This is a genomic window from Streptomyces sp. NPDC085481, assembly GCF_044541845.1.
Taxonomy (GTDB): domain Bacteria; phylum Actinomycetota; class Actinomycetes; order Streptomycetales; family Streptomycetaceae; genus Streptomyces.
The window spans coordinates 85,764-109,783 of sequence record NZ_JBITTJ010000015.1 but is presented as its reverse complement, the minus strand read 5'-3'; the positions used below and the strand labels follow the sequence as shown (position 1 = coordinate 109,783).

The 24,020-nt window shown below is 72.1% G+C and carries 20 protein-coding genes; 13 read left to right on the top strand and 7 right to left on the bottom strand.

Annotated elements, in window-relative coordinates:
• Positions 1 to 154 precede the first annotated feature (154 nt).
• The 4 genes from ACIGEZ_RS27930 to ACIGEZ_RS27915 all read left to right on the top strand — a co-directional run bounded on the left by ACIGEZ_RS27930 (position 155) and on the right by ACIGEZ_RS27915 (position 4,296).
• On the top strand, positions 155 to 709 hold the full coding sequence (locus tag ACIGEZ_RS27930) for an HPP family protein (RefSeq protein ID WP_399836102.1): 555 nt from the start codon (positions 155 to 157) through the stop codon (positions 707 to 709).
• Between the two features lie 124 nt (positions 710 to 833).
• Positions 834 to 2,159: a tetratricopeptide repeat protein gene (locus ACIGEZ_RS27925; protein WP_399836100.1), complete on the top strand. Its 1,326-nt coding sequence runs from the start codon at positions 834 to 836 to the stop codon at positions 2,157 to 2,159.
• Entirely contained in the window at positions 2,156 to 3,226 is a 1,071-nt protein-coding gene (locus ACIGEZ_RS27920; protein ID WP_399836097.1) for a tetratricopeptide repeat protein, read from the top strand. Before ACIGEZ_RS27925 ends, ACIGEZ_RS27920 begins: the two co-directional genes overlap by 4 nt.
• Positions 3,226 to 4,296, top strand: a complete 1,071-nt coding sequence (locus ACIGEZ_RS27915; protein WP_399836095.1) for a tetratricopeptide repeat protein — start codon at positions 3,226 to 3,228, stop codon at positions 4,294 to 4,296. Before ACIGEZ_RS27920 ends, ACIGEZ_RS27915 begins: the two co-directional genes overlap by 1 nt.
• Positions 4,297 to 4,372: 76 nt before the next feature.
• Here the strand turns inward: ACIGEZ_RS27915 and ACIGEZ_RS27910 are convergent, their stop codons facing one another.
• Positions 4,373 to 7,459, bottom strand: a complete 3,087-nt coding sequence (locus ACIGEZ_RS27910) for a glycoside hydrolase family 3 protein (protein ID WP_399836092.1) — start codon at positions 7,457 to 7,459, stop codon at positions 4,373 to 4,375.
• 145 nt (positions 7,460 to 7,604) lie between these two features.
• Positions 7,605 to 8,576 (bottom strand): LacI family DNA-binding transcriptional regulator, encoded by a 972-nt coding sequence (locus ACIGEZ_RS27905; protein ID WP_399836089.1) that lies wholly within the window; start codon positions 8,574 to 8,576, stop codon positions 7,605 to 7,607.
• Positions 8,577 to 8,856: 280 nt separating this feature from the next.
• Here ACIGEZ_RS27905 and ACIGEZ_RS27900 point away from each other — a divergent pair, with 280 nt between their 5' ends.
• From ACIGEZ_RS27900 to ACIGEZ_RS27880, 5 genes are all read left to right on the top strand, one after another.
• Positions 8,857 to 10,224, top strand: a complete 1,368-nt coding sequence (locus tag ACIGEZ_RS27900) for a ricin-type beta-trefoil lectin domain protein (protein ID WP_399836086.1) — start codon at positions 8,857 to 8,859, stop codon at positions 10,222 to 10,224.
• A gap of 45 nt (positions 10,225 to 10,269) precedes the next feature.
• A complete protein-coding gene (locus ACIGEZ_RS27895; protein ID WP_399836083.1) occupies positions 10,270 to 12,531 on the top strand; it encodes an RICIN domain-containing protein in 2,262 nt (753 codons plus the stop codon).
• Entirely contained in the window at positions 12,528 to 13,796 is a 1,269-nt protein-coding gene (locus tag ACIGEZ_RS27890; RefSeq protein WP_399836081.1) for a ThuA domain-containing protein, read from the top strand. The genes ACIGEZ_RS27895 and ACIGEZ_RS27890 overlap by 4 nt, the downstream gene beginning before the upstream one ends.
• Before the next feature lie 203 nt (positions 13,797 to 13,999).
• On the top strand, positions 14,000 to 14,467 hold the full coding sequence (locus ACIGEZ_RS27885) for a MarR family transcriptional regulator (protein ID WP_399836078.1): 468 nt from the start codon (positions 14,000 to 14,002) through the stop codon (positions 14,465 to 14,467).
• 90 nt (positions 14,468 to 14,557) lie between these two features.
• Positions 14,558 to 15,772 carry an MFS transporter gene (locus tag ACIGEZ_RS27880; protein WP_399836076.1) on the top strand — a complete coding sequence of 405 codons (1,215 nt, stop codon included), beginning with the start codon at positions 14,558 to 14,560 and terminating at the stop codon, positions 15,770 to 15,772.
• Between the two features lie 124 nt (positions 15,773 to 15,896).
• Here the strand turns inward: ACIGEZ_RS27880 and ACIGEZ_RS27875 are convergent, their stop codons facing one another.
• The 4 genes from ACIGEZ_RS27875 to ACIGEZ_RS27860 form a co-directional block, all read right to left on the bottom strand.
• A complete protein-coding gene (locus ACIGEZ_RS27875) occupies positions 15,897 to 16,397 on the bottom strand; it encodes a DUF1269 domain-containing protein (protein WP_399836073.1) in 501 nt (166 codons plus the stop codon).
• 87 nt (positions 16,398 to 16,484) lie between these two features.
• Positions 16,485 to 16,625, bottom strand: coding sequence for a hypothetical protein (locus ACIGEZ_RS27870; RefSeq protein WP_399836071.1), 141 nt, complete (start codon positions 16,623 to 16,625; stop codon positions 16,485 to 16,487).
• A 99-nt stretch (positions 16,626 to 16,724) separates the two neighbouring features.
• Positions 16,725 to 17,819, bottom strand: coding sequence for a chemotaxis protein (locus ACIGEZ_RS27865; protein WP_399836068.1), 1,095 nt, complete (start codon positions 17,817 to 17,819; stop codon positions 16,725 to 16,727).
• Between the two features lie 98 nt (positions 17,820 to 17,917).
• Positions 17,918 to 18,406, bottom strand: coding sequence for a DUF1269 domain-containing protein (locus ACIGEZ_RS27860; protein WP_399836066.1), 489 nt, complete (start codon positions 18,404 to 18,406; stop codon positions 17,918 to 17,920).
• 196 nt (positions 18,407 to 18,602) lie between these two features.
• Between ACIGEZ_RS27860 and ACIGEZ_RS27855 the strand changes: the two genes are divergently transcribed.
• Positions 18,603 to 19,037 carry a VOC family protein gene (locus ACIGEZ_RS27855; RefSeq protein WP_399836063.1) on the top strand — a complete coding sequence of 145 codons (435 nt, stop codon included), beginning with the start codon at positions 18,603 to 18,605 and terminating at the stop codon, positions 19,035 to 19,037.
• A 43-nt stretch (positions 19,038 to 19,080) separates the two neighbouring features.
• Here the strand turns inward: ACIGEZ_RS27855 and ACIGEZ_RS27850 are convergent, their stop codons facing one another.
• Positions 19,081 to 20,616 (bottom strand): fascin domain-containing protein, encoded by a 1,536-nt coding sequence (locus ACIGEZ_RS27850; protein WP_399836060.1) that lies wholly within the window; start codon positions 20,614 to 20,616, stop codon positions 19,081 to 19,083.
• A gap of 277 nt (positions 20,617 to 20,893) precedes the next feature.
• Here ACIGEZ_RS27850 and ACIGEZ_RS27845 point away from each other — a divergent pair, with 277 nt between their 5' ends.
• The 3 genes from ACIGEZ_RS27845 (at position 20,894) to ACIGEZ_RS27835 (ending at position 23,975) form a co-directional block, all read left to right on the top strand.
• Complete coding sequence (locus ACIGEZ_RS27845) at positions 20,894 to 21,655, top strand: class E sortase (RefSeq protein ID WP_399836057.1); 762 nt, start codon at positions 20,894 to 20,896, stop codon at positions 21,653 to 21,655.
• 91 nt (positions 21,656 to 21,746) lie between these two features.
• The gene (locus ACIGEZ_RS27840; RefSeq protein WP_399836054.1) at positions 21,747 to 22,439 is read left to right on the top strand and encodes a TioE family transcriptional regulator; all 693 of its coding nucleotides are present in this window, start codon (positions 21,747 to 21,749) and stop codon (positions 22,437 to 22,439) included.
• A 9-nt stretch (positions 22,440 to 22,448) separates the two neighbouring features.
• Positions 22,449 to 23,975 carry a carboxylesterase/lipase family protein gene (locus ACIGEZ_RS27835; protein WP_399836050.1) on the top strand — a complete coding sequence of 509 codons (1,527 nt, stop codon included), beginning with the start codon at positions 22,449 to 22,451 and terminating at the stop codon, positions 23,973 to 23,975.
• Positions 23,976 to 24,020 lie beyond the last annotated feature (45 nt).

Below are 24,020 nucleotides of genomic sequence, written 5' to 3'. Positions count from 1 at the left end.
CGACCCCGCCCCCTCGTGGGAGAGACCCGCTGGTTAGAGTGGTGGACGGTTGCGCCGCCGCACCAAGGTGCGGCGCACGCGCGGGCAGGCTGTCGACCACAGAGCCCCGTACGACACCCCACCCCGCTCGCCCCAGCCCCGGAAACACAGCACCATGAGCAACGCCGCCCCTCCGCGCCCCCTGACCGCCCCCGCCGCCCCCGACGGAACACGCCGGCCACGTGTCACCGGCCGGGCCCCGGCGCGGCCCGCGCCCGGCGCGGCACTGCACGGCATCAGCGCCGCGACCGCCGTCCTGCTCGGGCTCGTCGGCATAGGCGCCGTCCTCCACGAACCGGTACTGATACCGCCGCTGGCGGCGAGCGCCGCCCTCGTGCACAACGCCCCCACGCTCCCGCTCGCCCAGCCCCGCAGCGTCGTGGTGGGCCACCTGCTCGGGGCGGTCGCCGGTTACGCGGCGCTGACCGTGGCGGGCGGCGGCGCGTGGGTCGCCGCCCTCGCCGCGGGACTGACCATGGCGCTGACCACGGTCGCCCGTACTCCGCACGCCGCGGGCTGCGCCACCGCCGTCGTGATCGTCCTCCAGGCGCCCCAGCCGCTCCGCTTCGTTCCCCTGCTGCTCGGGTCCACGATCCTGCTGGTCCTCACGGGCTGCGCCGCCTCGCGCGTACGCCGTGGGGCACCGAGGTATCCCGCGTACTGGTGGTAGCCGGAGGCCTCCGGACCGGCTCCCCGCCCCCGGGGAAGCCGCCGGACCGGCGCGCTCACCGCCCCCGCTGATCTTGACCGCCCCCGGTGAACAAGGGCCGCCGACTGCTTTCTAGGCTGGCCCCATGTCCGACGAGTCTCCTCTCATCCGTAGCCTGCGGGCCGCTGTCTCCGCGGCTCCCGAAGACGTGCCCCTGCGGCTGCACTTCGCCGAACTGCTGCTCGCGGAGGGGAGGCACGACGAGGCCGTCGCGCAAGCCGCGGTCGCGCTGCAGCACGCGCCGGGCGACGAAGCCGTACGGGACCTGATGGTCCGTGCCATGCAACTGCCCACCGCCGGCCCGCCCGCGCCCGCCGCAACCCCGTCCCCGGGCACCACACCCCCGGCCGCCCCGGCCGCCGCCCCCGCGCCCGCCACGGACGGCACCCGACCGCCCGGCTTCGACTGGGACGCCGCCGAGCAGGAAGTCGCCGACGTCGTCGGCCCCCGCTTCGCCACCGACGCGAGCGACCGCACCGAGGCCCCCCTGACCGCGGACGGCAGCGGCGACCCGGGCGACGCGGCCGCCTGGGACATCGACGCCCCCGGCGACATCCGCCTCGCCGACGTCGGCGGCATGCAGGAGGTCAAGGACCGGCTGGAAGCCGCCTTCCTCGCCCCGATGCGCAACCCCGAACTGCGCAAGCTGTACGGCAAGTCGCTCCGGGGCGGCCTGCTCCTCTACGGCCCGCCCGGCTGCGGCAAGACGTTCATCGCGCGGGCCGTCGCCGGCGAGCTCGGCGCCGGCTTCATGTCGGTCTCGCTCTCCGACATCCTCGACATGTACATCGGCACGTCGGAGAGAAACGTCCACCACATCTTCGAGGCCGCCCGCCGCCAGGCGCCCTGCGTGGTCTTCCTCGACGAGCTGGACGCGCTTGGCGCCAAGCGCTCGCGTTCGCACCACAGCGGTCTGCGCAACGTCGTCAACCAGCTCCTCACCGAGCTCGACGGCATCAACGCGAGCCGGAACGAAGGCGTCTTCGTGCTGGCCGCGACCAACGTCCCCTGGGACGTTGACCTCGCCCTGCGCCGCCCCGGCCGCCTGGACCGCACGCTGCTCGTGCTGCCGCCCGACGCCCCGGCCCGGGAGGCGATCCTCCGCTACCACCTGCGCGAGCGCCCCATCGAATCCGTGGATCTGGGCCGGATCGTCAAGGTCACCGAGGACTTCTCCGGCGCCGATCTCGCCCATGTCTGCGAGACCGCGGCCGAGTACGCGCTCCTGGACTCCGCCCGTACCGGCACCGTCCGCATGATCGGCACCAAGGACCTCCTGAACGCGGCCAAGCAGATCAAGCCGTCCAGCGAGTCCTGGTTCGCCTCTGCCCGGAACGTCGCCATGTTCGCCAACGACGGCGGGACGTACGACGACCTGGTCGCCTACCTGAAGAAGAAGCGCAAGCTGTGACGACCCACCCACAGGTCCAACGGGCCCGGGCGCTCTACGAGATGATGCGTCCGGAGGAGGCGCGCGAGGCGGTCGGCCGCCGCCTCGCCGAGGACCCCGACGACCACCAGGCGTGGAGCCTGCTCGGCCAGTGCCAGCTGACCCTGGGCCGGTACTCCGAGGCCTTCGCCGCCGCGATGGAGTCGCTGCGGCTCGAACCGGGCTTCCTCGACGCCCACTTCGTCCGCGGCTACGCCCTGCGCTACCTGGGCCGGCTGGAGGAGGCGGAGGCGGCGCAGCGCTTGGCGATCCGTATCGATCCGTACGCCTGGGGCCCGCGACGGCAGCTCGCCGAGCTGCTGTTGGAGCTGGCCCCGGACCGCCCGGAGGAGGCGCTCGAGCACGCCGAGGTCGCGGTGCGGGAGGGAGCGGAGGAGACCAGCACGTGGGCGACCCTGCACAAGGTCGCCACCTTCCACGAGCGGACCGGACCGGCCGAGGAGGCCATCCGGCAGATCCTCCGCATCGACCCCACGCACACGCTCGCCGTCACCGTGTCCACCGAGCGCGAGGCCGCCAAGGCCGGCACCTCCGCCGCCCGGGCCGCCGACCTGTACGCGGGCGGGCTCGCGGCCGCACCGCACTCCGACGCGCTCCGCAAGGACCTCGACCAGGCCGTCTACCGGATGCTGCGCGGCACCCGCTGGCCGGCCCTGCTCTGTCTGGTCATGGCCGCCGTCACGCTCGACGTCTTCCCCACCGGGGGCGAGGCGAAGGAGCTGCCGGTCCATCCCGGCACCCGGCTGTGGGCGCTCACCCTGATGGCCGTGGTGTGGGGCTTCGGCGCCTGGCGCCGGTACCGACGGATGCGGACCGGGGCCCGGCTCACGGTGTTCGCCCTCCTCCGCGGCCCTCGCGAACGCTCCTTCTGGCCCAGGGTCGTGCTCGGCCAGGCCACCTGGGCCACCCTGTGCGCGCTGCTGCTCGTGACCGTTCCATGGAGCGAGCGCACCGTCCCCCAGGTCCTGTTCTGGCTGGCCCTCGTACCGAACCTGCTCAGCATCACCCACGACCGGGACAAAATCTGATGAGCCGAACCCTGCAACAGGCCGACGCCCTCTTCGATCTGGGGCGCTACGAACAGGCCGCCGCGCTCGCCGCCGAGCACCTCGGCCGCGACCCCGACGACGCCACCGCACTCGTGCTGCTCGCCCGCTGCCGGCACCGCCTCGGCGACGAACAGCAGGCGCTCGCCGCCGTCGAACAGGCCCTGCGCGTCGAACCCGAGTCGGTGAGCGCCTGGCTGCTGCACACCCACGTCCTGCTCGCCCTGAAGGAGTACGAGCAGGCCGAGGGCTCCGCCCGGCGCGCCGTCGAGATAGACCCCCAGTACTGGGGGAGCCACTACACGCTCGGCATCGTCCTCGACCGCTCCGTCCGCGTCGAACGCAAGCGGGCCGCGTACGAGGCCGCCCGCACGGCCGTCGCCCTCGCCCCCGAGGAGAGCGACGCGCACTTCCTCGTCGGCCTCACCGCCCACCGGACCGGCAACCACCGCGTCGCCCGGCAGGCCTACGAGACGGCGCTGCGCCTCAACCCGGACAGCAGCGAGGCCCACAACAACCTCTCGCTGCTCCATCTGCGCCGCACCTGGCTCCGGCCCGGCTCGTGGACCAAGGCCGCCGAGGGCTTCGTGCAGTCCGCCGCCCTCGACCTGAACGACCGTCAGGCCCGCTACAACCTGGAGACCATGGCCTGGGGCACGGTCGCGGCGGCCCGCTGGGTGGCGCTGGCCGGCATCGTCGCGGTGACGTCCGGCTCCGCCCACCTGCGTGCCGGCGCTGACGGCACCGACGCCCTCGTCACCTACCTGGTGTGCGCGGCCGTGCTCCTGGGCACATGGGGAGGCTGGGCAATGTGGCTCACCCGGCGGGTCCCGCCCCATCTGCGCCGGCCCCTTCTGCTGGTGTCGCGCGGCTGCCGGCCGGTCGTCGGGATGGCGTTCGCCGTCGCTCTTCTCGTCGTCCACTCGGCCCTGACCCTGGTGCTGTGGCACAGCGCCCTCTTCAGCGCGCTCGCGATTCCGCTGTTCTTCTTCGCTCTCGTCACTGCCGTGGCCGGCCGCACCGCCCTCCAGCAGCGCGCGCCGAAGTCGTAGGGCAGGGACCAGGGAAGCGGCGCCTGGAGGCCGGGGACGGCGGCCTCCAGGCGCGGTCCGTGCGTGCTTCCCCGCGTCAGTGCGCTGCCCGGTACGCCTCCGTCAGCTTTCGCACCGCGCCCGCCGGGTCGCCCGTGAGCAGCAGATGGTCGGCCTCGGCGAACGGCCTGGCCGTGGCCTCGGTGACGTCCTGACCGATCCTCTCCTGCACGATCAGACGAGCCCTTTCGACGAGCCTCCGGCTCTCGGGGGAGTCACCCCGACCGGCGGACTGGAGCACCTTGGCCGCGACGCCGAGGGCCCGCAGGACGGGTTCGCCGCCGGCCGGCGCCTTGGCGAGGGTCGTCAGCCCCCAGCCGTACGGGAACTGCGGGTCGTAGCTCCGGTCGCCCACGTTGACGGGCAGCTGTGCCTCGGACCTCGGCCAGGTGACGGGCAGTCGGCCGGTGAACGGCCGCTTGCCGTAGAGGACGTCGGCGACGCCGTCGCCCTCCGTGCCGGGCAGCCAGGACGCGACGAGCGCGTCGATGGCGGGCAGCCGGTCGCCGATGAGCTGCGGCCGTCCGGACACGGTCAGGACCGCGCACGGCATCGCACCGCAGACCTTGTCCACCGCCGCCTTGTCCGCGGCGGTCAGTTCCAGGTCGTTGCCGTTGCCGACGTCGCCGACCCCCTCCGCGTACGGGGTCTCGCCGACCACGACGACGCCGACGTCGTATCCGTCCGTCGACGCGGAGGCGTCCTTCGAGTACGCGATGCCGGCCGCGGGAGCCGCCTTGCGCATGCCCTCGAGGATCGTGGTGCCGGTCGTCGTGCGGCCGGAGGAGCCCTGCCAGCTGATGGTCCAGCCGCCGGTCTGGTTGCCGAGGTCGTCGGCGTTCGACCCGGCCACGTACACCTTCTGCGAAGGCTTCAGGGGCAGCACCGCGCCCTCGTTCTTCAGCAGCACCTGCGACTTGGCGGCGGCCTCGCGGGCCACGGCGCGGTGCTCGGGCGAGCCCACGGACGGCAGGTTCGCGGTGTCCGCGTACGGCTTGTCGAACAGACCAAGGCGGAACTTCTGGGTCAGGATGCGCGCGACGGCGTCGTCGACACGGGCGGCGGTGATCCGGCCCGCCCCGACCTCGGCGGCGAGGGTGCGGGTGAACTCCTGGTAGTTCGTCGGGACCATGATCATGTCGAGACCGGCGTTGACGGACGTGCGCACGTCGCTCGGGTAGTCGCCGGGGATCTGGTCGATGGCCTGCCAGTCGCTGATGACGAAGCCCTCGAAGCCCATGCGGTCCTTGAGCACCCCGTTGATCATCTCGGCGTTCGCGTGCATCTTGACCGGGCCCACGCCGTCGCCGAGGACGTCGAGCGAGGAGTACGAGGGCATGACCGTGCCGGTGCCGCGCCGGACCGCCTCCGCGAACGGCGCGAGGTGGACCGCCTCCAGCTCCTGCCGGGTGACGCGGGTGACGCCCTGGTCGATCGTGTACGAGCCGGTGGCCGACGAGCCGAACTCGGTGCCGCCGTCGCCGACGAAGTGCTTGGCGGTGGTCAGCACCTTGTCGTTGCGGTCGAGGTCCCTGCCGTCCCGAGCGCCCTGCATCCCGTTGATCACGGTCTCCATGGCGGTGACGAGGGCCGGGTCCTCGCCGAAGGCCTCGTAGGAGCGCCCCCAGCGCTCGTCGCGGGTCACGCACAGGCAGGGCGCGAAGTCCCAGGGGACGCCCGTGGCCCGTACCTCCTTCGCCGTGACGGCGCCGGTCCTGGCGGCCAGCCCCGGGTCGCGGCCCGCGCCGATGCCGATGTTGTGCGGCATGATCGTCGCGCCGACGACGTTGTTGTGGCCGTGCACCGCGTCCACCCCGTAGATCAACGGGATCTGCAGGCGGGTCGCCCGGGTGCGCAACTGGTACCCGTCGACCATCCTGGCCCAGGCCTCGGGGGTGTTGGGGGTCGGCACGGAGCCGCCGCCGGAGAGCAGGGAGCCGAGCCCGTAGCCGGCGATGTCGCCGGGCGAGCGCAGCGCGTTGCGCTCGGCCTGGGTCATCTGGCCGGCCTTCTCCGCCGGCGACATCCGCCCGAGCAGGTCGGCGACCCGCTTGCGTACCGGCAGGCGCTTGTCCAGGTACGGCAGGCCGTGCGCGTTCACGACGACGAGCGGGGTCTCGGCCGGGGCCTTGGCGCCGTCGACGGTGAGGGTGAGCGGGATCGTCTCGGCGGTCTCGGCGGCGCCGTCCCTCAGGCTGGGCACGGTGACCGAGCGGGTAGCGCCGGAGGGCGTGCCGGCCGGGAACACGACACTCCCGGTGACCGGGGTGTAGTCCTTGCCGGGCTCGGCGCCGCCACCGCGGCTGTCGTCCGTCGCGTACGTCACGGTGACGGGTTCGGCGAGCGGCACGGAACCGGTGGTGGTCACCGACAGCTCGATGCGGGCGGTGCCGCCCTCGTCGACGGGATGGACGACGGACCGGGTGAGGACACGGGTGTTCAGGGCGGGCTCGGCCTTGCCGTAGAGCTCCACGCCGTCGAGGGCGAACGCCCCCGGTGCGCCGGTCGGCAGCGTGAGGGCGTAGCCCCACATCGCGTTGAGCCCGAGGACCTGGTCGATGCCGCCGACGGGCTGGTAGTCGGTCCGGTAGCGGAAGTCGGAGAAGGGGATCTCGACGAGGTGCCAGCCCTCCCAGTCGTCCGTGAAGGAGGTCGTCCACAGCTCGGACGCCTCTCCGTTCGCCCCGCCGTCCTTGATCTCGAAGTTGATCCGCTTGCCCGAACCGGGCGGCAGCGGCGCGGTGTTCCGGCCGAACCACCAGAAGCGAACGCCCTTGTAGGCGGTCCAGTCCTGTGCGGGCCGGTCGAAGGCGAAGTCGTGGGTGAAGCCGCCCCAGCCGCTGATGTCGAAGCGTCCTTCGAGGACCTTGTCCCCCTCGGGGGCGTCGGCGCGCTCGGTCAGTTCCAGGCGCGGATGGTCGTCGGCGTCGCTGCCCCAGGTGAACAGGCCCTCGGCAGGCGGCGAGGCGAAGGGCACCTCGCCCTCGAACCGGTCGACGGCCCGGGGCGCGGGCTCCTCCGCTGCGGAGGCGCTCGGCAGGGCGCCGGTCAGCAGACCGGCGAGCAGGGCGGTCGTCGCGACCACCGCCGCACCGGTCGTCCTTCGGTATCGCTTGCGTGGCATGCGGGGCTCCTTGGACAGGGGAGGGGAGACAGGTCGTACCGATCGTGGGCAGGCGGCGCGCACCGCCGTACTCAGGGAGGTGAAGGGAGGGGCGAGGGGGGACGCGAAGGGAGGGGGCGAGGAGGGGAGGTGAGGTGAGGGGGGGCTATGCGGAGCGCCGTACGACCAGCTCGGTGGGCAGCACGAGGGGCTCGTCCGGCATCGGCCCGCCGCCGAGCCCGGCGAGCAGCATCCGGGCGGCGGCCTCGCCCATCGCCCGCATCGGCTGGCGGACGGTGGTCAGTGGCGGTTCGGTGTGCCGGGCCATCGGCAGGTCGTCGAAACCGACGAGCGCGACGTCGTCCGGGACGCTCCGTCCGGCCGCCCTGAGGGCGCGCAGCGCGCCGGCCGCGATGAGGTCGTTGTGCGCGAATACGGAGTCGAACTCCCGGCCCTCCGCGAGGGCCCGGACGACGGCGTCGCGCCCCGTGTCCTCGGTGAACTCGCCGGCGACGACGAGTCCGGTGGGCAGGGCGTCGGTGAAGCCGTCGAGCCGCTCGCGTACGCAGCCGAAGCGGGCCGGTCCCGTGATCACGAGCGGACGGGACCGGCCGGTGGCCAGCAGGCGGGCGGCGGCCGAGGCGCCGCCGGCGTGGTTGGTGGTGGCCACCGAGGGAAAGGCGGGGCGGTGCCCGTGGTCGTCGACGAGGACGACGGGCATGCCGCGGCGGTGCAGGGCGGTGACGGTGTCGAGGGTGCCCTCGGGCAGGATCACGAGCAGCCCGTCGAAGGCGCGCGCGGAGACCTGGGTGGCGAAGTGGGCGACCGAGTCGGCGCCGCGGTTGCAGGTGAACAGCAGCATGCCGTAGCCGGCGGCCTCGACGGTGTCGGCGACGCCCTGGAGGACCTCGCCCATCCAGGGCCAGGTGAGGGAGGGCGTGAGCATCCCGATGGTCTGGCTGCTGCCGCGTGCCAGGCCCACGGCGCCGGAGCTGGGGACGTAACCGAGGACGTCGATCACTTCACGAACGCGGGCGGCCGTGGCCGCGTCGACCTCGGCCCTGGTGTTGAGGACCCGGGACACCGTGGTCTTGCTGACCCCCGCCGCACGTGCGACATCGGAGATCGTGACACGCATCGAGAGTCCTCCCCAGCGGATCTGACATCGCTGTCGGAACCGGTTCCGACGTGGTGGGCGAGAGTCAACAACGGTGGGCGCATGCCGTCAAGACTTCACGTCAGCTCGCTGCATAAGCCAAGTTCAGTAGGGGTGCGGGCAGTTGGGTGCGTCATGTGCGTTCAGGATCTGAATACGCGAAGTCTTGACGCGACTGGTTCAGACCTTTAATTTCGCCGCTCAGAAAGCGGGATTGCGTTCATGTCCGTGAATGGCCCGCCGCGTTGAGAGGACCCCCCACATGAAGCGCACACGTCTGCCGCTGGCCGCGGCCGTCCTTGCCCTCGCCGCCGGCGGCATCACCTTCGCCTCCGGCGCGCCCGCCGAAGCCGCCGTCGGCCGGATCACCGGAATCGGCGGAAAGTGCGTCGACGTCGCCGGAGCCAACCCGGCGAACGGCACCCCCGTGCAGCTTTACGACTGCAACGGCACCGCAGCCCAGAACTGGGACGTGGGCGCCGACGGCACCATCAAGGCACTCGGCAAGTGTCTGGACGTCACCTCCGCCGGGACGGCGAACGGCACGACCGTGCAGCTGTGGGACTGCAACGGCAGTGCCGCGCAGCGCTGGACCGTGACCGCGGCCCGCGACATCGTCAACCCCCAGGCGGACAAGTGCCTGGACGCCACGGGCAACAGCTCCGCAAACGGCACCCGGCTGCAGATCTGGACGTGCACCGGCGGCGCGAACCAGAAGTGGACGGCGCCCTCGCCCGGCGGAACGGATCCCGCACCCGGCGGGAACATGGCCGTCGCTCCCTACCTCTACAACGGCTGGGGCAGCCCGCCGAGCCCGACGACCGTCATGAACGCCACCGGGGTCACGTGGTTCACGCTCGCGTTCGTCCTCAGCAACGGCTACTGCAACCCGCAGTGGGACGGCGGACGCCCGCTCGTCGGAGGCGTCGACCAGCAGACCGTCAACACCGTCCGGGCGGCCGGCGGCGACGTCATCCCGTCCTTCGGCGGGTGGAGCGGCAACAAGCTGGAGAGCTCCTGCTCCAGCGCGGGCGAACTCGCCGCCGCGTACCAGAAGGTGATCAACGCGTACGGCCTCAAGGCCATCGACATCGACATCGAGGCCGCCGCCTACGACAGCCCGACCGTCCAGCAGCGCACGGTGGACGCGCTCAAGACCGTCAAGGCCGGCAACCCGGGCATCAAGGTGTACGTCACCTTCGGCACCGGCCAGAACGGACCCGACACCGGCCTCATCAACCGTGCCGCCGCGGCCGGCCTCACGGTCGACAGCTGGACGATCATGCCCTTCGACTTCGGCGGCAACGGCCAGAACATGGGCACCCTGACCACCCGGGCCGCCGAGGGCCTCAAGACCGCGGTGAAGAACGCGTACGGCTACAGCGACGACCAGGCCTACCGCCACACCGGCATCTCCTCGATGAACGGCGTCACCGACGTCGGCGAGACCATCACCCAGGACGACTTCCGCACCATCCTCGCCTACGCGCAGCAGCGCCACCTCGCCCGCCTGACCTTCTGGTCCGTCAACCGCGACCGTCCGTGCACCGGCGGCGGCGCCGACACCTGCTCGGGCGTCGCCCAGCAGCCGTGGGACTTCACCAGGATCCTCGCGGCGTACACCGGCTGACGACCGCGCACACGGCACGCCCTCCCATCCCCCTCAAGGAGCCCCATGCCCATACCCGAGCTCGCGCCGGCACGCCGGCGGAGCACACCCCACCGGCGCGGCGCATCGCACCGCCGCCGCCTCGGAGCCGTCCTCGCCGCCGGCGCAGCGGTCTGTTCCGCCCTGGTCGCCCTCTCGCCCGCCCCGGCATCGGCCGAGTCCACCGCCCTGGCCGCGGCCGCGCTCCCCACCGGCTGGGTCACGGTCGTCAACAGCGGCAGCGGCAAGTGCCTCGACGCCCGAGCCGCCCAGACCGCCAACGGCACCGCCGTACAGCAGTACTCCTGCAACGGCACGACCGCGCAGCAGTGGAGCGTCACGCCGACCTCGGACGGCTACGCACGGATCGGCAACCGCAACGACTCCGCCCAGGTCGTCGACGTCAGCGACGTCTCCACCGCCGACAACGCCGCCGTCCACCTATGGACCTACGGCGGCGGCCTCAACCAGCAGTGGCAGGCCGTCGAGGACGGGGCGGGGGCGTACCGCTTCGTCAACCGCAACAGCGGCAAGTGCCTCGACGTCCCCTCGGCGTCCGCCGCCGACGCCGTGCAGCTCGTCCAGTACACCTGCAACGGGACGGCCGCCCAGCGCTTCCAGGTGACGCCGGTCAGCACCGCGCCCGGTGACGTCGACCTCGGGCCGAACGTCGTCGTCCTCGACCCGTCGATGTCCTCCTCGACGATCCAGGGCCGGCTGAACACGATCTTCCAGCGCCAGGAGACCAACCAGTTCGGGCAGGAGCGATACGCCGTCCTGTTCAAGCCGGGCACGTACGCCAACGACGTCAACGTCGGCTTCTACACCCAGGTCCTGGGCCTCGGCCAGTCGCCCGACGCGGTGACGATCAACGGCGCCGTGCACGTGGAGGCCGACTGGTTCCCGCCGCAGAACGCCACGCAGAACTTCTGGCGGGGCGCCGAGAACCTCTCGGTCAACCCGACCGGCGGCACCGACCGCTGGGCCGTCTCGCAGGCCTCCGCCTACCGCCGGATGCACGTGCGCGGGAACCTGGAGCTCAGCGACGGCGGCTGGTCGAGCGGCGGCTTCATGGCCGACACCAAGATCGATGGCCAGGTCCGCTCGGGCACGCAGCAGCAGTGGCTGACCCGTAACTCCCAGCTCGGCAGCTGGACCGGCTCGAACTGGAACATGGTCTTCGTCGGCAGCCAGGGCGTGCCCGGCCAGACGTTCCCCAACCCGCCGTACACCACCGTGGACCGCAGCCCCGTCGTACGCGAGAAGCCCTTCCTCACGGTCGACGCGAGCGGCGCCTACCAGGTGTTCGTACCCGCCGCGCGCAGCGACTCCACGGGTACCACCTGGAGCGCCGGCGGCACCCCGGCCGGGACGGCGCTCGGCATGGACCGCTTCCACGTCGTCAAGCCCGGCGCGACCGCAGCCGAGATCAACGCCGCGCTGGCGGCCGGCAAGGACCTCCTGGTCACCCCCGGCGTCTACCACCTGAGCCAGACCCTTCGGGTCACCCGCCCGGACACCGTGATCCTCGGCCTGGGCCTCGCGACCTTCGTCCCCGACAACGGCATCACCGCCATGACGGTCGCCGACGTCGACGGAGTGAAGATCGCGGGCGTCCTCTTCGACGCCGGAACGGTCAACTCGCCGACCCTGCTGGAGATCGGCCCCGCCGGATCGGCCGCCTCCCACGCGGCGAACCCGACCTCGCTGCACGACGTGTACTTCCGCGTCGGCGGCGCCGCCGTCGGGAAGGCCACCACCAGCCTGGTCGTCAACAGCGACCACGTCATCGGCGACCACATGTGGATCTGGCGGGCGGACCACGGCAGCGGCGTCGGCTGGAACACCAACACCGCCGACACCGGACTCGTCGTCAACGGCGACGACGTGACCATGTACGGCCTGTTCGTGGAGCACTACCAGAAGCACCAGACCCTCTGGAACGGCAACCGCGGCCGCACGTACTTCTACCAGAACGAGATGCCGTACGACCCGCCCAACCAGGCCGCCTGGATGAACGGCGGCACCCAGGGCTACGCCGCGTACAAGGTCGCCGACGGCGTCACCAGCCATCAGGCCTACGGCCTCGGCAGCTACTGCTACTTCAACGTCAACCCCGGAGTCACCGCCGAGCACGCCATCGAGGCACCCAACCGCCCAGACGTCCGCTTCCGCAGCATGGTCACCGTGTCCCTCGGCGGCACCGGCACCATCCGGCACGTGATCAACGACCGCGGCGGCCCGTCCGACTCCTCCACCAACGTCGCCAACCTGGTGAGCTACCCATGAAGCGTCTCGCGATCAGACTCCTGGCCCTCGTGATGCTGGTCCTCGGCCCCTCGGTCGCCCCGGCCCAGGCGGCGACCCCGGCGGCGGCACCTGACTTCACCGTCCTCGCCTTCTACAACGGCACCTGGGACGCGGCCCACATCGACTTCGTCAAGGAGGCCAACGACTGGTTCCCGCGCACGGCGGCCGCCGAGAACTTCGCGTACACGGCGACCACCGACTGGAACCTGCTGGCCAACGGGGGCGTCGACGCCTACGACGTCGTCCTCTTCCTCGACGACGCGCCGCAGACCGCGGCCCAGCGCGCCGGGTTCGAACGCTACATGCGGGGTGGCGGCGCCTGGCTCGGCTTCCACGTCTCGGCGTTCACCACCAACGCCTCCGGCTGGAACTGGTACTACAACCAGTTCCTCGGCAGCGGGAACTTCCGCTCCAACACCTGGGGCCCGACCACCGCCCTGCTGCGTACGGAGAACCCCACCCACCCGGCCGCGGCGGGCCTGCCCGCCACGTGGACCTCCGCCGTCAGCGAGTGGTACAGCTGGTCCAACAACCTGCGGGCCAACCCCTCCATCAAGGTCCTGGCGTCGGTCGACCCGGCCGGCTTCCCACTGGGCACCGACCCGGACCAGACCTGGTACAGCGGCGACTACCCCGTCGTGTGGACGAACACGCAGTACCGGATGCTGTACGCCAACTTCGGCCACAACGCCATGAACTACACCACCAACACCCGCCTGTCCTCCACGTTCGCCGGCCCCACCCAGAACCGCCTCCTGACGGACGCGCTGAGGTGGCTGGGAGGCGCGGGCACCCCCACCCCACCGCCCACCCCCGACGACTCCTGGTACACCCTGACCTCCGAGGCCAACGCCCTGTGCGTGGACGCCCGAGCGGCGGCCACGGCCAACGGCACCGCCGTCCAGCAGTACACCTGCAACGGCACCGTGGCCCAGCAGTTCCGTTTCACCCCGACGGACAGCGACTACACCCGCATCGGCGTACGCAACAGCCCGGGGCAGGTCATCGACGTGAAGGACGTGTCGACCGCCGACGGCGCGGGGCTGCAACTGTGGTCCTACGCCCGCGGAGCCAACCAGCAGTGGCGCCCGGTCAAGGAGCCCTCCGGCCGCTACCACTTCACGGCCCGCCACAGCGGGAAGTGCCTCAGCACCACCGGCACCCCGACGACCGGCGTCCAGCTCACCCAGAGACCCTGCGACAACACGGCGCCCCAGAGCTTCCGCCTGACCGCACAGCCCTAGGGAGCCCGGTTACTCCCGACGCCGGACGAAGGCGCCGCCGGCTCGGCCTGCTCGCGGGGCCGAGCCGGTGGCGCCTTCCGCCTGCTCGCTCCACGCACCGGGTCGGCGTGGAGTGTGTTCCCACCACGATCCGGCTTGACCTCAACTCCACTTCAGGTTTTACGGTCCTCATGTCGGTCCTTCACCCACCGGGGGTACTCCACATGACGACCCATCACCTCTCCGACGCCGAGCTCGCCGCGCAGCCGGCCGCCTACTGGACCGGACTCGCCTACGAGGCCGCCATCGGCTTCACCCGGGTCCGGCTGGCCGAACTCGGTTTCACCCAGCCTCAGTTCTGGCTGCTGCGCAACCTCTCGAAGAACGACCTCTCACCCGACGGTCACGGGATGACGATCCCCGAACTCCAGCAGGCCATGAGCAGCTACCTCAGGCCCGAGGACGAGCTCGAAGTCGCGGCCGAGGAGCTGCTGGAGCGTGACTGGATCAGCCGTGACGGCGACGGAAGGCTGTGGATCACCGAGTCGGGGGACGAGGCCAGGGCGGACCTCAGGCGCCACGCCCCGGAGATCCGCGAGCACCTCCAGCGGGGCATCGACGACGCCGACTACGTCATCACCCTGAAGGTGCTCCAGCAGATCATCCGGAACGCCGGCGGCACCCTGCCGTAGCCGGCAAGGGGTGGGCGGCGGACTGGTCCGATCGACACGGCGGGCCGTGCCGCCGCAGCGCGGGCGTCCTCCGGGGATACGGTCGGCGGCATGGAGGACGATCGCCAAGGCTGGCTCCGGTGTCTGCTCGCCGGGGCCGTGTTCGTCGTGTGCATGGCCGGCACCACGCTGCCCACGCCGCTCTACCCCCTCTACCAGGAGAAGTTCGGGTTCTCCGAGCTGACCGTGACCGTCGTGTACGCCGTGTACGCCTTCGGGGTCATCGGAGTGCTGCTGCTGGCGGGCAACGCCTCGGACACGGTCGGCCGACGGCCGGCGCTGCTGTGGGGCCTCGGTTTCGCCGCGGCGAGCGCCGTCTGCTTCCTCTGCGCCAGTGGCCTCGGCTGGCTGTACGCCGGCCGGCTGCTGTCGGGACTGTCGGCCGGCCTCTTCACGGGGGCCGCCACCGCGTACGTCATGGAGCTGGCCCCGCCCGGCGGCTCGTCCCGGGCCACGCTGGTCGCGACGGCCGCCAACATGGGCGGGCTCGGCTGCGGCCCCCTGCTCGCCGGCCTGCTCGCGGAGTACGCCCCCGAGCCCCTGCTGCTGCCGTTCGCGGTGCACCTCGCCCTGGTGGCCGTCTCGTTCGTCGTCCTGCTGCGGCTTCCGGAGACGGTGGCGCGGCGGCAGCCCCTGTCCACCGTACGGCCGCAGCGGCCCGCCCTGCCCGAAGGGGTGAGGGCCGTGTTCGTCCCGGCGGCGATCGCCTCCTTCGTGGGGTTCGCGCTGTTCGGGGTGTTCACCTCGGTCAGCCCCGCCTTCCTCGCCCGCTATCTGCACGTGGACAACCACGCCGTGAGCGGCCTGATCGTCGCGCTGGCCTTCTTCGCCTCCACCGCCGGACAACTGGCCGTCGGCCGCGTCGGCGTGGCACGGTCACTGCCACTGGGCTGCGCCGTGCTCTTCACCGGCCTGCTCCTCCTCGCGGGGGCGCTGTACGCGGACCTCCTGGCGCTCGTCGTCCTGTCCGCCGCCGTCGGCGGCACCGGCCAGGGCCTCGCCTTCCGGGCGGCGCTGTCCGCCGTCGCCTCGGCCGCCCCGGCGGACCGGCGCGCGGCGGTGATCTCGGCTCTCTTCGTGGTCGCGTACACGGGAATCTCGATCCCGGTGATCGGCGTCGGCCTGCTGGCCGATCCGCTCGGCCTGGAGGGTGCGGGGCTCGTGTTCATCGCCTGCATGCTGCTGCTGGTCGCCTCCGCCGGCGCCTACCTCCTGCGTCGGCCGGTGCGAGTGGGGGAGCCACTCGACAGGACGAAGCGGTCGTAGTCCCCGATGCCCGCCACCGCCCGGGCGGTCAGCGCCCCCGAGACACCGGTCCCCGAGGGGAGGGGGCGGGCAGACGCGTGCGGAGGCCGCCGATTCCCCAAGGGGCCGGCGGCCTCCGCACGGGTCATCCGGCTGCTTCGGGACCGGCCAGCTGCTCCGCGAGTTCGCGCTCGCTGTCCTCCGGGAGCGAGGTCTTGAGCACGGTTCCGCCGAACGGCCCCATCGTGGCGGCGAACCTGTCCTCGGTGATCTTCGACGCCATGATCACGACCGCCGACGAGCCGGGCTTGAGCAACTCCTGCACCTTCCCCCGGAACTTGTTGTCGACGCCCATCTGGTTGAGCTTGCCGATGACGCCTCCGAGTGCGGCACCCACCACGCCGATGGCCGGAGTGAGGATGAGCATGCCGAAGACCATGCCCCACAGGGCGCCGGCAGTGGCCGACAGGGCGATCTCCTCGGTCCTGGCGGGCGTGTCCACGTGGGTCTTGCCGTCCTCGTCCACCGAGACGACGGCGAGTCCGTTCAGCTCGACGACGTGTTCGTCCTTCAGTTTCAGCACCGCCGCGAACGCCTTGTCGGCGATCGCACGGTCCTCGTAGCCGATGACGATGAGTTCGGACATGCGGATTCTCCTTCGGAGCTGGGTGTCAGTACCGCTGCGCCTTGGCGAGGCTCGCCGTCAGTACGGGCCCGGCCGGCTGCCGGCTGATCACGAGGGGCTGCTCGTGTCGCCGTCGTCGCCGCACGAGACGAGGGCCGCCGCGCCGAGGCCGATGAGGACGACCGCGGCGGCGGCGCTCGCGGCCCGTGCGCGGACCCGGCGGTCGGCTCGCTGCGGTGTGGGGTTCACGGCTCCGTCTCCTTGATGGGTCGAAGGCCGAATCCGGTCGAGGGCGGCCGCGGTCCCGCCGCCGTCCGCCCGGTCCTGCCGGCCACGGCCGGGTGGGGGTCAGTAGCGCAGGGCTCCCGCGATGCGCCCTTGATCGCTCAGCGTGCCGTCGGGGACGAACCGGACCTCGGCGCCTCTTTCGAGGGCCTGCTCGACGATCTCGTCGACCATGTCGTCGCGTGCGCCGTCATCCGACCGGTCCGCCGGCTCCAGGTGGCCGCCCTCGTCCCGTACGACCGTCCGGTAGTGCTCCTCGAGGGCGAGCAGCCGCATCCGCCCCTCCTTCACCGCCTGCCACACCTCGTCGATGCCGCCCGCGAACTCCCGCCTGCCCCGCGCGGTGTTCAGCTCGGCGACGACGGTGGCCGTCGAAGCGGCCTCGCGCTTGGCACGTACCGGCTCGACCGCCTCCCGTACGGCGGCGGACGGCCCGTCGGCGAGCCCGCCGTGCTGGATCGTCAGCGTGCCCGGGGCCAGCGGGCCGAGGCTCTCCAGGAGGGAAAGGGCGGCGGGCGCGCCGATCACGTAGAGCGGCCGGGGCTCGGAGGCGAGGACGGCACGCAGCTTGTCGTGCGCCTCGCGCAGGAACTGGCGGGTGGCCTCGTCCTGGAAGGTGCTGGGGAGGTCCCCGATGCGTTCCTTGCGGTCCGCGTCAGGGTCCGCGAGGGTGCGCGTGAGGGGGAAGCCGTCCCCGGTGTGCTCGTCGGCGCTCGCGGGACTGCCGTTCCAGAGCGAGACGCGGTCGGAGGCGAGCGCGAGCGCCCAGTACGGCTGCGCTGCGGCCTGCGCGGCGACGAGGTTACGGGTGAGGAAGGTGTCCGCCAGGACGACGCGTTCCGGGACGGTCCGGGACACCGACCACACGTGGTGCTCGCCCTGGGCCGCGAAGACCACCAGGCCGTCCTCCGCGTGGGCGAGGTCGACCTCGCCCACGGCCTGGCGCAGCTGGTCGAGGACGTCCGCCCGCCGCTCCCGGGACACGGCCGGGTCGGCGTCGAGCGCCTCCTCCGCCTCGGCCACGAGGTTGCGGAGGCGTACGGGGTCCTGGGTGTTGTCCGGCTCGCGCCGGTGGGTCGGCATCAGGAGGGAGAGGGCGGGGTAGGGGCGGGTTCGGCGCAGCTTCGCGAGCACGTCCGGGGTGAGCACGGGGTCCATGGATGGCCTTCCTGGCGAGTTGCGGCGAGTGGCGCGGTTCCGGCACGCGGCGGGTCCGGCGGCGGTCCGGCGGTCCGGAAGGCCGCGGGACGGGGCGGCTACGGGGGGCCGGCGAGCTGTTCGGCCAGTTCCTTCTCGTCCTCGTCGCTGAGCGAGGTCTTCAGGACGGTGCCGCCGTGGCGCTGCATCGCCGACGTGAACTTGTCGTCGGTGACCTTCGAGGCCATGATCACGACCGCCGCCGAGCCGGGTCTGAGAAGATCGCCCACCTGCTGACGGAACCGGTCGTCGACGCCGGACTTGCTGAGCTTGCCCACGAGGCCCCCGAGCGCCGCCCCGGTCAGCAGACCGAGGCCGGGCACCAGGAACAGCACGCCGAAGATCGCGCCCCACAGGGCGCCGGAGGCGGCGGAGACGCCGACGATACGGCTCGCGGTGTCGACGTGGGTCCTGCCGTCCTCGTCCACGGAGACGACCGCGAGGCCGTTCAGGTGCACGACGTAGTCCCGCTGCAGCTCCTGCACGGTGGCGAACGCCTTGTCGGCCACCTCGGGGTCGTCGTACCCGATGACGATGAGCTCAGCCACTTCCCGCCTCCTGGTCGAGCGGCCCCGCCAGGACGACCGAAGCCACACAGCACACGGACCCCACGGGGCCCACGACGGCCCATATTGTCCCGATATGTCAGGTCTCGCGACTTGGTGGTGTCCGTGGTGAGGCGCCCCGCACGGCTCGACCGGAGGAGTTCCGGGGGCGGGCTCGATCCCGTGCTAGCTTCCGGTCATGGAGCAACGGGTCAGTCTGATCACCCTGGGCGTCGCCGACCTCGGGCGCTCCCGGACGTTCTACGAGAGCCTGGGCTGGCGGGGGCAGGAGGTCGAGGAGACCGTCTTCATCCAGGCCGGTGGCCTGGGCCTCGTCCTGTGGGGCCGGGAGAAGCTCGCCCGCGACTGTGGCCTCGACAACGCCCGCGGGACCGGCTTCGGTGGCATCGTCCTCGCCCACAACGTGCGCTCGGCCAAGGACGTGGACGCGCTCCTCGCAGGAGCGCGGGAGGCCGGGGCCACCCTGACCAAGCCGGCCGGGCCGACGTCCTACGGCGGCTACGCGGGGTGCTTCGCCGACCCCGACGGACACCTGTGGGAGATCGCCCACAACCCGGGCTTCCCCCTGGCCGAGGACGGCTCCCTGACCATCCCGGACTTCGGTTCCCTCTAGGGCCTGTCCGCCGGACAGGCCCGTCGAGGGGCAGCGAGTCGTGCTACGGGAAGGCGACCCTGGCCCGGATCAGGTAGTGGTCCGAGAGGCGGGTGTCCGTGATCGTGCAGGAGTAGTCCGCCGTCGGCGGTCCGAAGACGTAGTCGAGCTTGAGGCGTGACGTCGCGCTCACATGGGTCGCGTCACCGGTGCGCAGGCCGCCGTGCGCCGACTGGTCGCACTCCTCGAAGCCCGCGCCGTCCGACGGGGAGTAGAGCGGCTCGAGCACCCAGGGGCCGACGGTGCCAGGGCCCGGCTCGGCGTCGGGAGGGGAGGCGTTCAGGTCGCCGCCGAAGACGACCTGGTAGCCGCGGGCGCGGAGCATCGAGGCCGTGGCGACCGCGGCCTGTGCCTGCTTGTTCCGGTAGTAGCCGTCGGGGTGGTCGTTCGCGTCCTTCTGGTACAGGTCGTCGCCGGTGATGCCGGCGCTGAAGTGCCCGCCGCAGTAGGCCGTGCCCAGCGAGGGCACCGTCGCGCACAGCAGCGGGCGCTGCTCGGCGGTGTCGCGGGATTCCAGCACCCAGGAGCGGTACCACGTGTTCCCGCCGGGCAGGGCGACGGCCATGCCGTAGGCGCCGCGGTCGGCGCCCGTCTTGGAGTTGGCGCAGTGCTTCTGCGCGAGGACGCCGGTGTCCTTCACCTTGCGGTAGACGGGCGTGAAGCGCACGTCCCAGTCCTGCAAGCCGCCGACCGTTCGCTGCTCGAGCCGGGTCTCCAGGGGATCGGCGGACTTCTCGCAGAACTCCTGGACGAACAGCGCGTCAGCCTGTGCGGTCTGCGCCTGGGCGGCGACGGTCTCGCCGACGGTGGCGACCTCGGCCTTCTCCAGGGAACAGTCGGCGTTGTTGTTGGAGCAGGCGTTCCAGGACACGACGTTCCTCACCGCACCGGCAGGGCTGCCGGTCGTCGCCGGCGGCTCGCCATGGCCTCCGTACTCACCGGAACCGGGAACGGGCACGAGCGTGACACGCTCCCACGACCCGGCCGCCGACGTGGCGCTCGCGAGGAGCAGCCCCGGGTCGCCGGCCAGGCTGAACTTTGCCGTCACGTAGGCGTGGGCGGCCACGGACCACAAGTCGTAGGTGCCGGGCTCCTTCGGGTCCGCCGTGAGGACGAACTTCTCCCAGGCGGTACTGCTGGTGCCGATGGTCTCCGAGCGGGCGCGCAGCATGTCGGTCTGGGGGCTGGGGTAGTTGATCTCGGTAGCGACGTAGCGGCCGTTCCGCTCGTTCCGCAACGACACCGTCGCACCGTCGTCGACGGTGTGCAGGGTGAACGTCTCCCACGTACCGATCGGCGACGACTCCGGAGTCCTGGCCCGCAGCTTGCCCTTCTGGGCCTCGCTGAGCGTGTCGCTCAGTTCGGCCGCCACGAGATACGACGCGCCCGCGACCCCGTCCCTGACCTTCAGCGCCCACCGCTGCCCCGCCGAGGACTTCGGGGCGTCGGCGGCAGCGACTGCCGGAGGGGCGGTCAGGAAGGACGACGATCCCGCGAGCAGCAGGATCAAGGTGAGGAAGGCTATGTGAGGACGTCTCATTTCCGCCGGCTCTTCGGGGCGAGATCCCCTCGACGGGGACTCAGGTGAACAGGGTCCGCAGGATCATAGAACCGGCTCCTCGGACCCAGGCACCTGAGGACCGGCCTTCTGAGACCAGGCGTGCCGGATGGGCCGGGTGATCGATCACGACCACGCTCTCCCGGCGCACCGCTTCTCGGGCTGCGTCGCGCATCGATTTCGCGGCCGACGGAATACGGCGTTCCGGCGCGTCGTTAAGCAGGTGAAGACTGTGTCGATGCTCGGGCGGTCGAGGTCCATGACCCGTTCTCGTCGTGCTCGCTGGTTCGTGGCGGTCGTCGCGGCCGCCGCCGCAGCGGTTTTCGGTGTGCTGGTGGGCCGGGCTTCCGTGGTGGGGAGCGCCGCTGAGACGTCCTCCCTGGCGCCGGCCGGGGCCCCGTCGTCCCGGCCCCCTGATCCCAGCACGGCAGCACCGGTGGCGCTGCCCGCACCTCCGCCCAGGCCCGCCCCCACTCCCACCCCCAGCCCTCCTGTCCGTCCCCAGCCCGCCGACCTGGACATACCGTCGATCGGCGTGGCCCACCTGCGCGTCGTGCCGTACGAGGGGACGACCGATGACGGTGCCGGTACACGGATCCAGGACCGCGGCGTGGCTGCCAGCCCGTACGGCGAGCGGGGTGGCGTGGGCCCCGGCGACGTAGGCAACTATCTGGTGACGGCGCACCGGCTCTCGGCAGGTGGACCGCTGCACGACCTGCCCGAGGTCAAGGTGGGTGACCGGGTGTTCGTGACGGCCGGCGGCAAGGTGTACGAGTACAAGATCGTCGAGACCAGGACGACCTCCTTCCGCTCGGCCCGGTCCCTGGCCGAACAGCGAGCCGCCGTCCCCGGGGCGCCGGACGAGAAGCCCACGCAGGCGATGATCACGCTTTCCACCTGCGCGACGCCGGAGGACAACGCTGCGGGCAACTTCTGGCGTGATGCTCAGGGCAACCCCGAGCACCGCATCGACAAGATCGGCGTCCTGGTCTCGGTACGGTCGGCGGCGGGTACGCCGTAACGGCCGTGGCCGCGCAAGGCCACCACGCCACGTGCGTGGACTCCGCTGTAAGGTGTGGCCCGATTCTGCTGCCGGACGGGAAAACGCTCACATGCGGTTGCGGCCCATCGACCTGGCGCGCGAGCACGGCCTCTCCACACAGGCGGTGCGCAACTACGAGGAGGCCGGCATCCTGCCGCCCGCCGAACGCTCGCCGCACGGCTACCGGCACTACGCCCCGCGCCACGCGGCAGCGCTGCGGACGTTCCTGGCGCTGCTGCCCGCGCACGGCCACGCGCGCGCGGTGGCGATCATGCGGGCCGTGAACGACGGCGAGGTCGAGGAGGCGCTACGGCTGATCGACGAGAGCCACGCGCAGCTGGCCGGCGACCGGGGCACCCTTCAGGACGTGGAGGGCGCACTCGCCGGCCTCACCCCGCCGCACGAACCGGAACCGGGCGTCACCTTCATCGGACCGCTGGCACGCCGGCTCGGCATCCGCCCGGCGACCCTGCGCACCTGGGAACGGGCCGGGCTGATCGTGCCCCGCCGCGACCCGCGCACCGGCTACCGCGTCTACACCCCCGACGACGTGCGCGACGCGCTGCTGGCCCACCAACTGCGCCGGGGCGGGCACGGCCTGGAACACATCGCACGGGTGCTTGACCAGGTCCGCACGGCCGGCGGGCCGGAACCGCTGCAGGCGACACTCCGTCAGTGGCACCAACGCCTCACGGCGCGGGGCCGCGCGCTGCTGACGGCCGCCGCCGCCCTCGACACCTACCTGGGCCCACGCATCACGTAGGTTTGGCCCATGATCGACATCTCACGGGCGGGGACGGAATTCCGGACGACGAGCGGCGCCGTGCGCGGCAGGCGATCGCCCGACGGCGTCATCGCCGTCCTCGGTATCCCGTACGCCGCGGCGCCCTTCGGCCCGCACCGATTCCGCCGTCCACAGCCGGTCGTCTGCTGGAGCACGCCGCGTGACTGTACGGGCTTCGGCCCCATCGCCCCGCAGTCGGCGGAACTGCCCGGCTCACCGGTGTGGCGCCCCGGAGACGAGGACATCCTCACCGTCAACGTCTGGGTCGAGCCGCGGCCGGACGCGGGCCCGCTGCCGGTGCTGTTCTGGATCCACGGTGGCGCCTACACCTTCGGCTCCTCCGCCCAACCCGACTTCGACGGCACGGCGCTCGCCAAGGCGGGTGTGGTCGTGGTCAGTTGCAACTTCCGGGTCGGTTTCGAGGGCTTCGGTCATGTCCCGGGCCTCCCGGACAACCGGGGGCTGCTCGACCAGGCGGCCGCCCTGCGCTGGGTCCAGGAGAACGTCGCCGCGTTCGGCGGCGACCCGGACCGGGTCACGGTCGCCGGGCACTCCTCCGGAGCGGGATCGGTCGCCTGCCTGATGGCCGTGGAAGAGGCGCGCGGGCTGTTCCGCAGGGCGATCGCGCACAGCGTGCCCAACGCCTTCTTCACCACCGAGGTCGCCGCTTCGACCACGTCGAGGATCGCGTCCGCGGCCGGGGTCGCCCCGACGGCCGAGGGACTGCTCTCCGCCTCGCCACAGGACCTGGTGACCGCCTCCGACAAGGTCGCCGAACAGTGCGGGGCCGACCCCGTGACGGCGATCCAGGCGTACGACCCGGTGGTCTTCCAGCCCGTCGTCGACGGCGACGTGCTGCCCACGGATCCGCTCACCGCACTGGCGTCCGGTGCCTCCCGCGACGTCGACCTCCTGGTATGCCACACCCTGGAGGAGTACTGGTTCCTGCACGAGGTCGGAGCAGTGCGCGAGGTCACCTCGGAGCAGGGCCTCGCCGAGTTCGCCGCGGCCCTCCGTGTCCCCGCCCCCGTGGTCGACGGCTACCGCGTGCTCATGCCCGGCACCCCGGTGCTCGACCGGTACCTCGCGCTGTTCGGCGACGCGACGTTCGGCGAGTACAGCAGCCGGCTCGCCGAACACCACGCGCAGGCCGGCGGCCTGGCGTACCTGTCCCGCTTCGCCCGTAGGCGCGTACGCCCGGGCGGCGAGGCCCGGCCCTGGCACACCGCGGACGTCCCGTTCGCCTTCGGCAACCTGGACGCGGACGGCGCCGCCTTCCTCATCGGCGGCACCCCCGACGAGCAGGACCACGCCCTCTCCCGCCGCATGCTCCGCGCATGGGCCGACTTCGCCGCCTCCGGCGACCCCGGCTGGGCACCGGTGACCGCCGGCGCCACGACGGTGAAGAGGTGGGCCGTCCCCGAGGACGACGTGGTCGACGACGCCACCTCCCGCGTACGCGCGCTGTGGCGGGAAGTGCCGTTCGATCTCCTCCGCAGCAAGGACATCGGTTGATCTCCCGGCGATCGCCTCGGCCGTGACCCGGGGAACCGGCCCCTC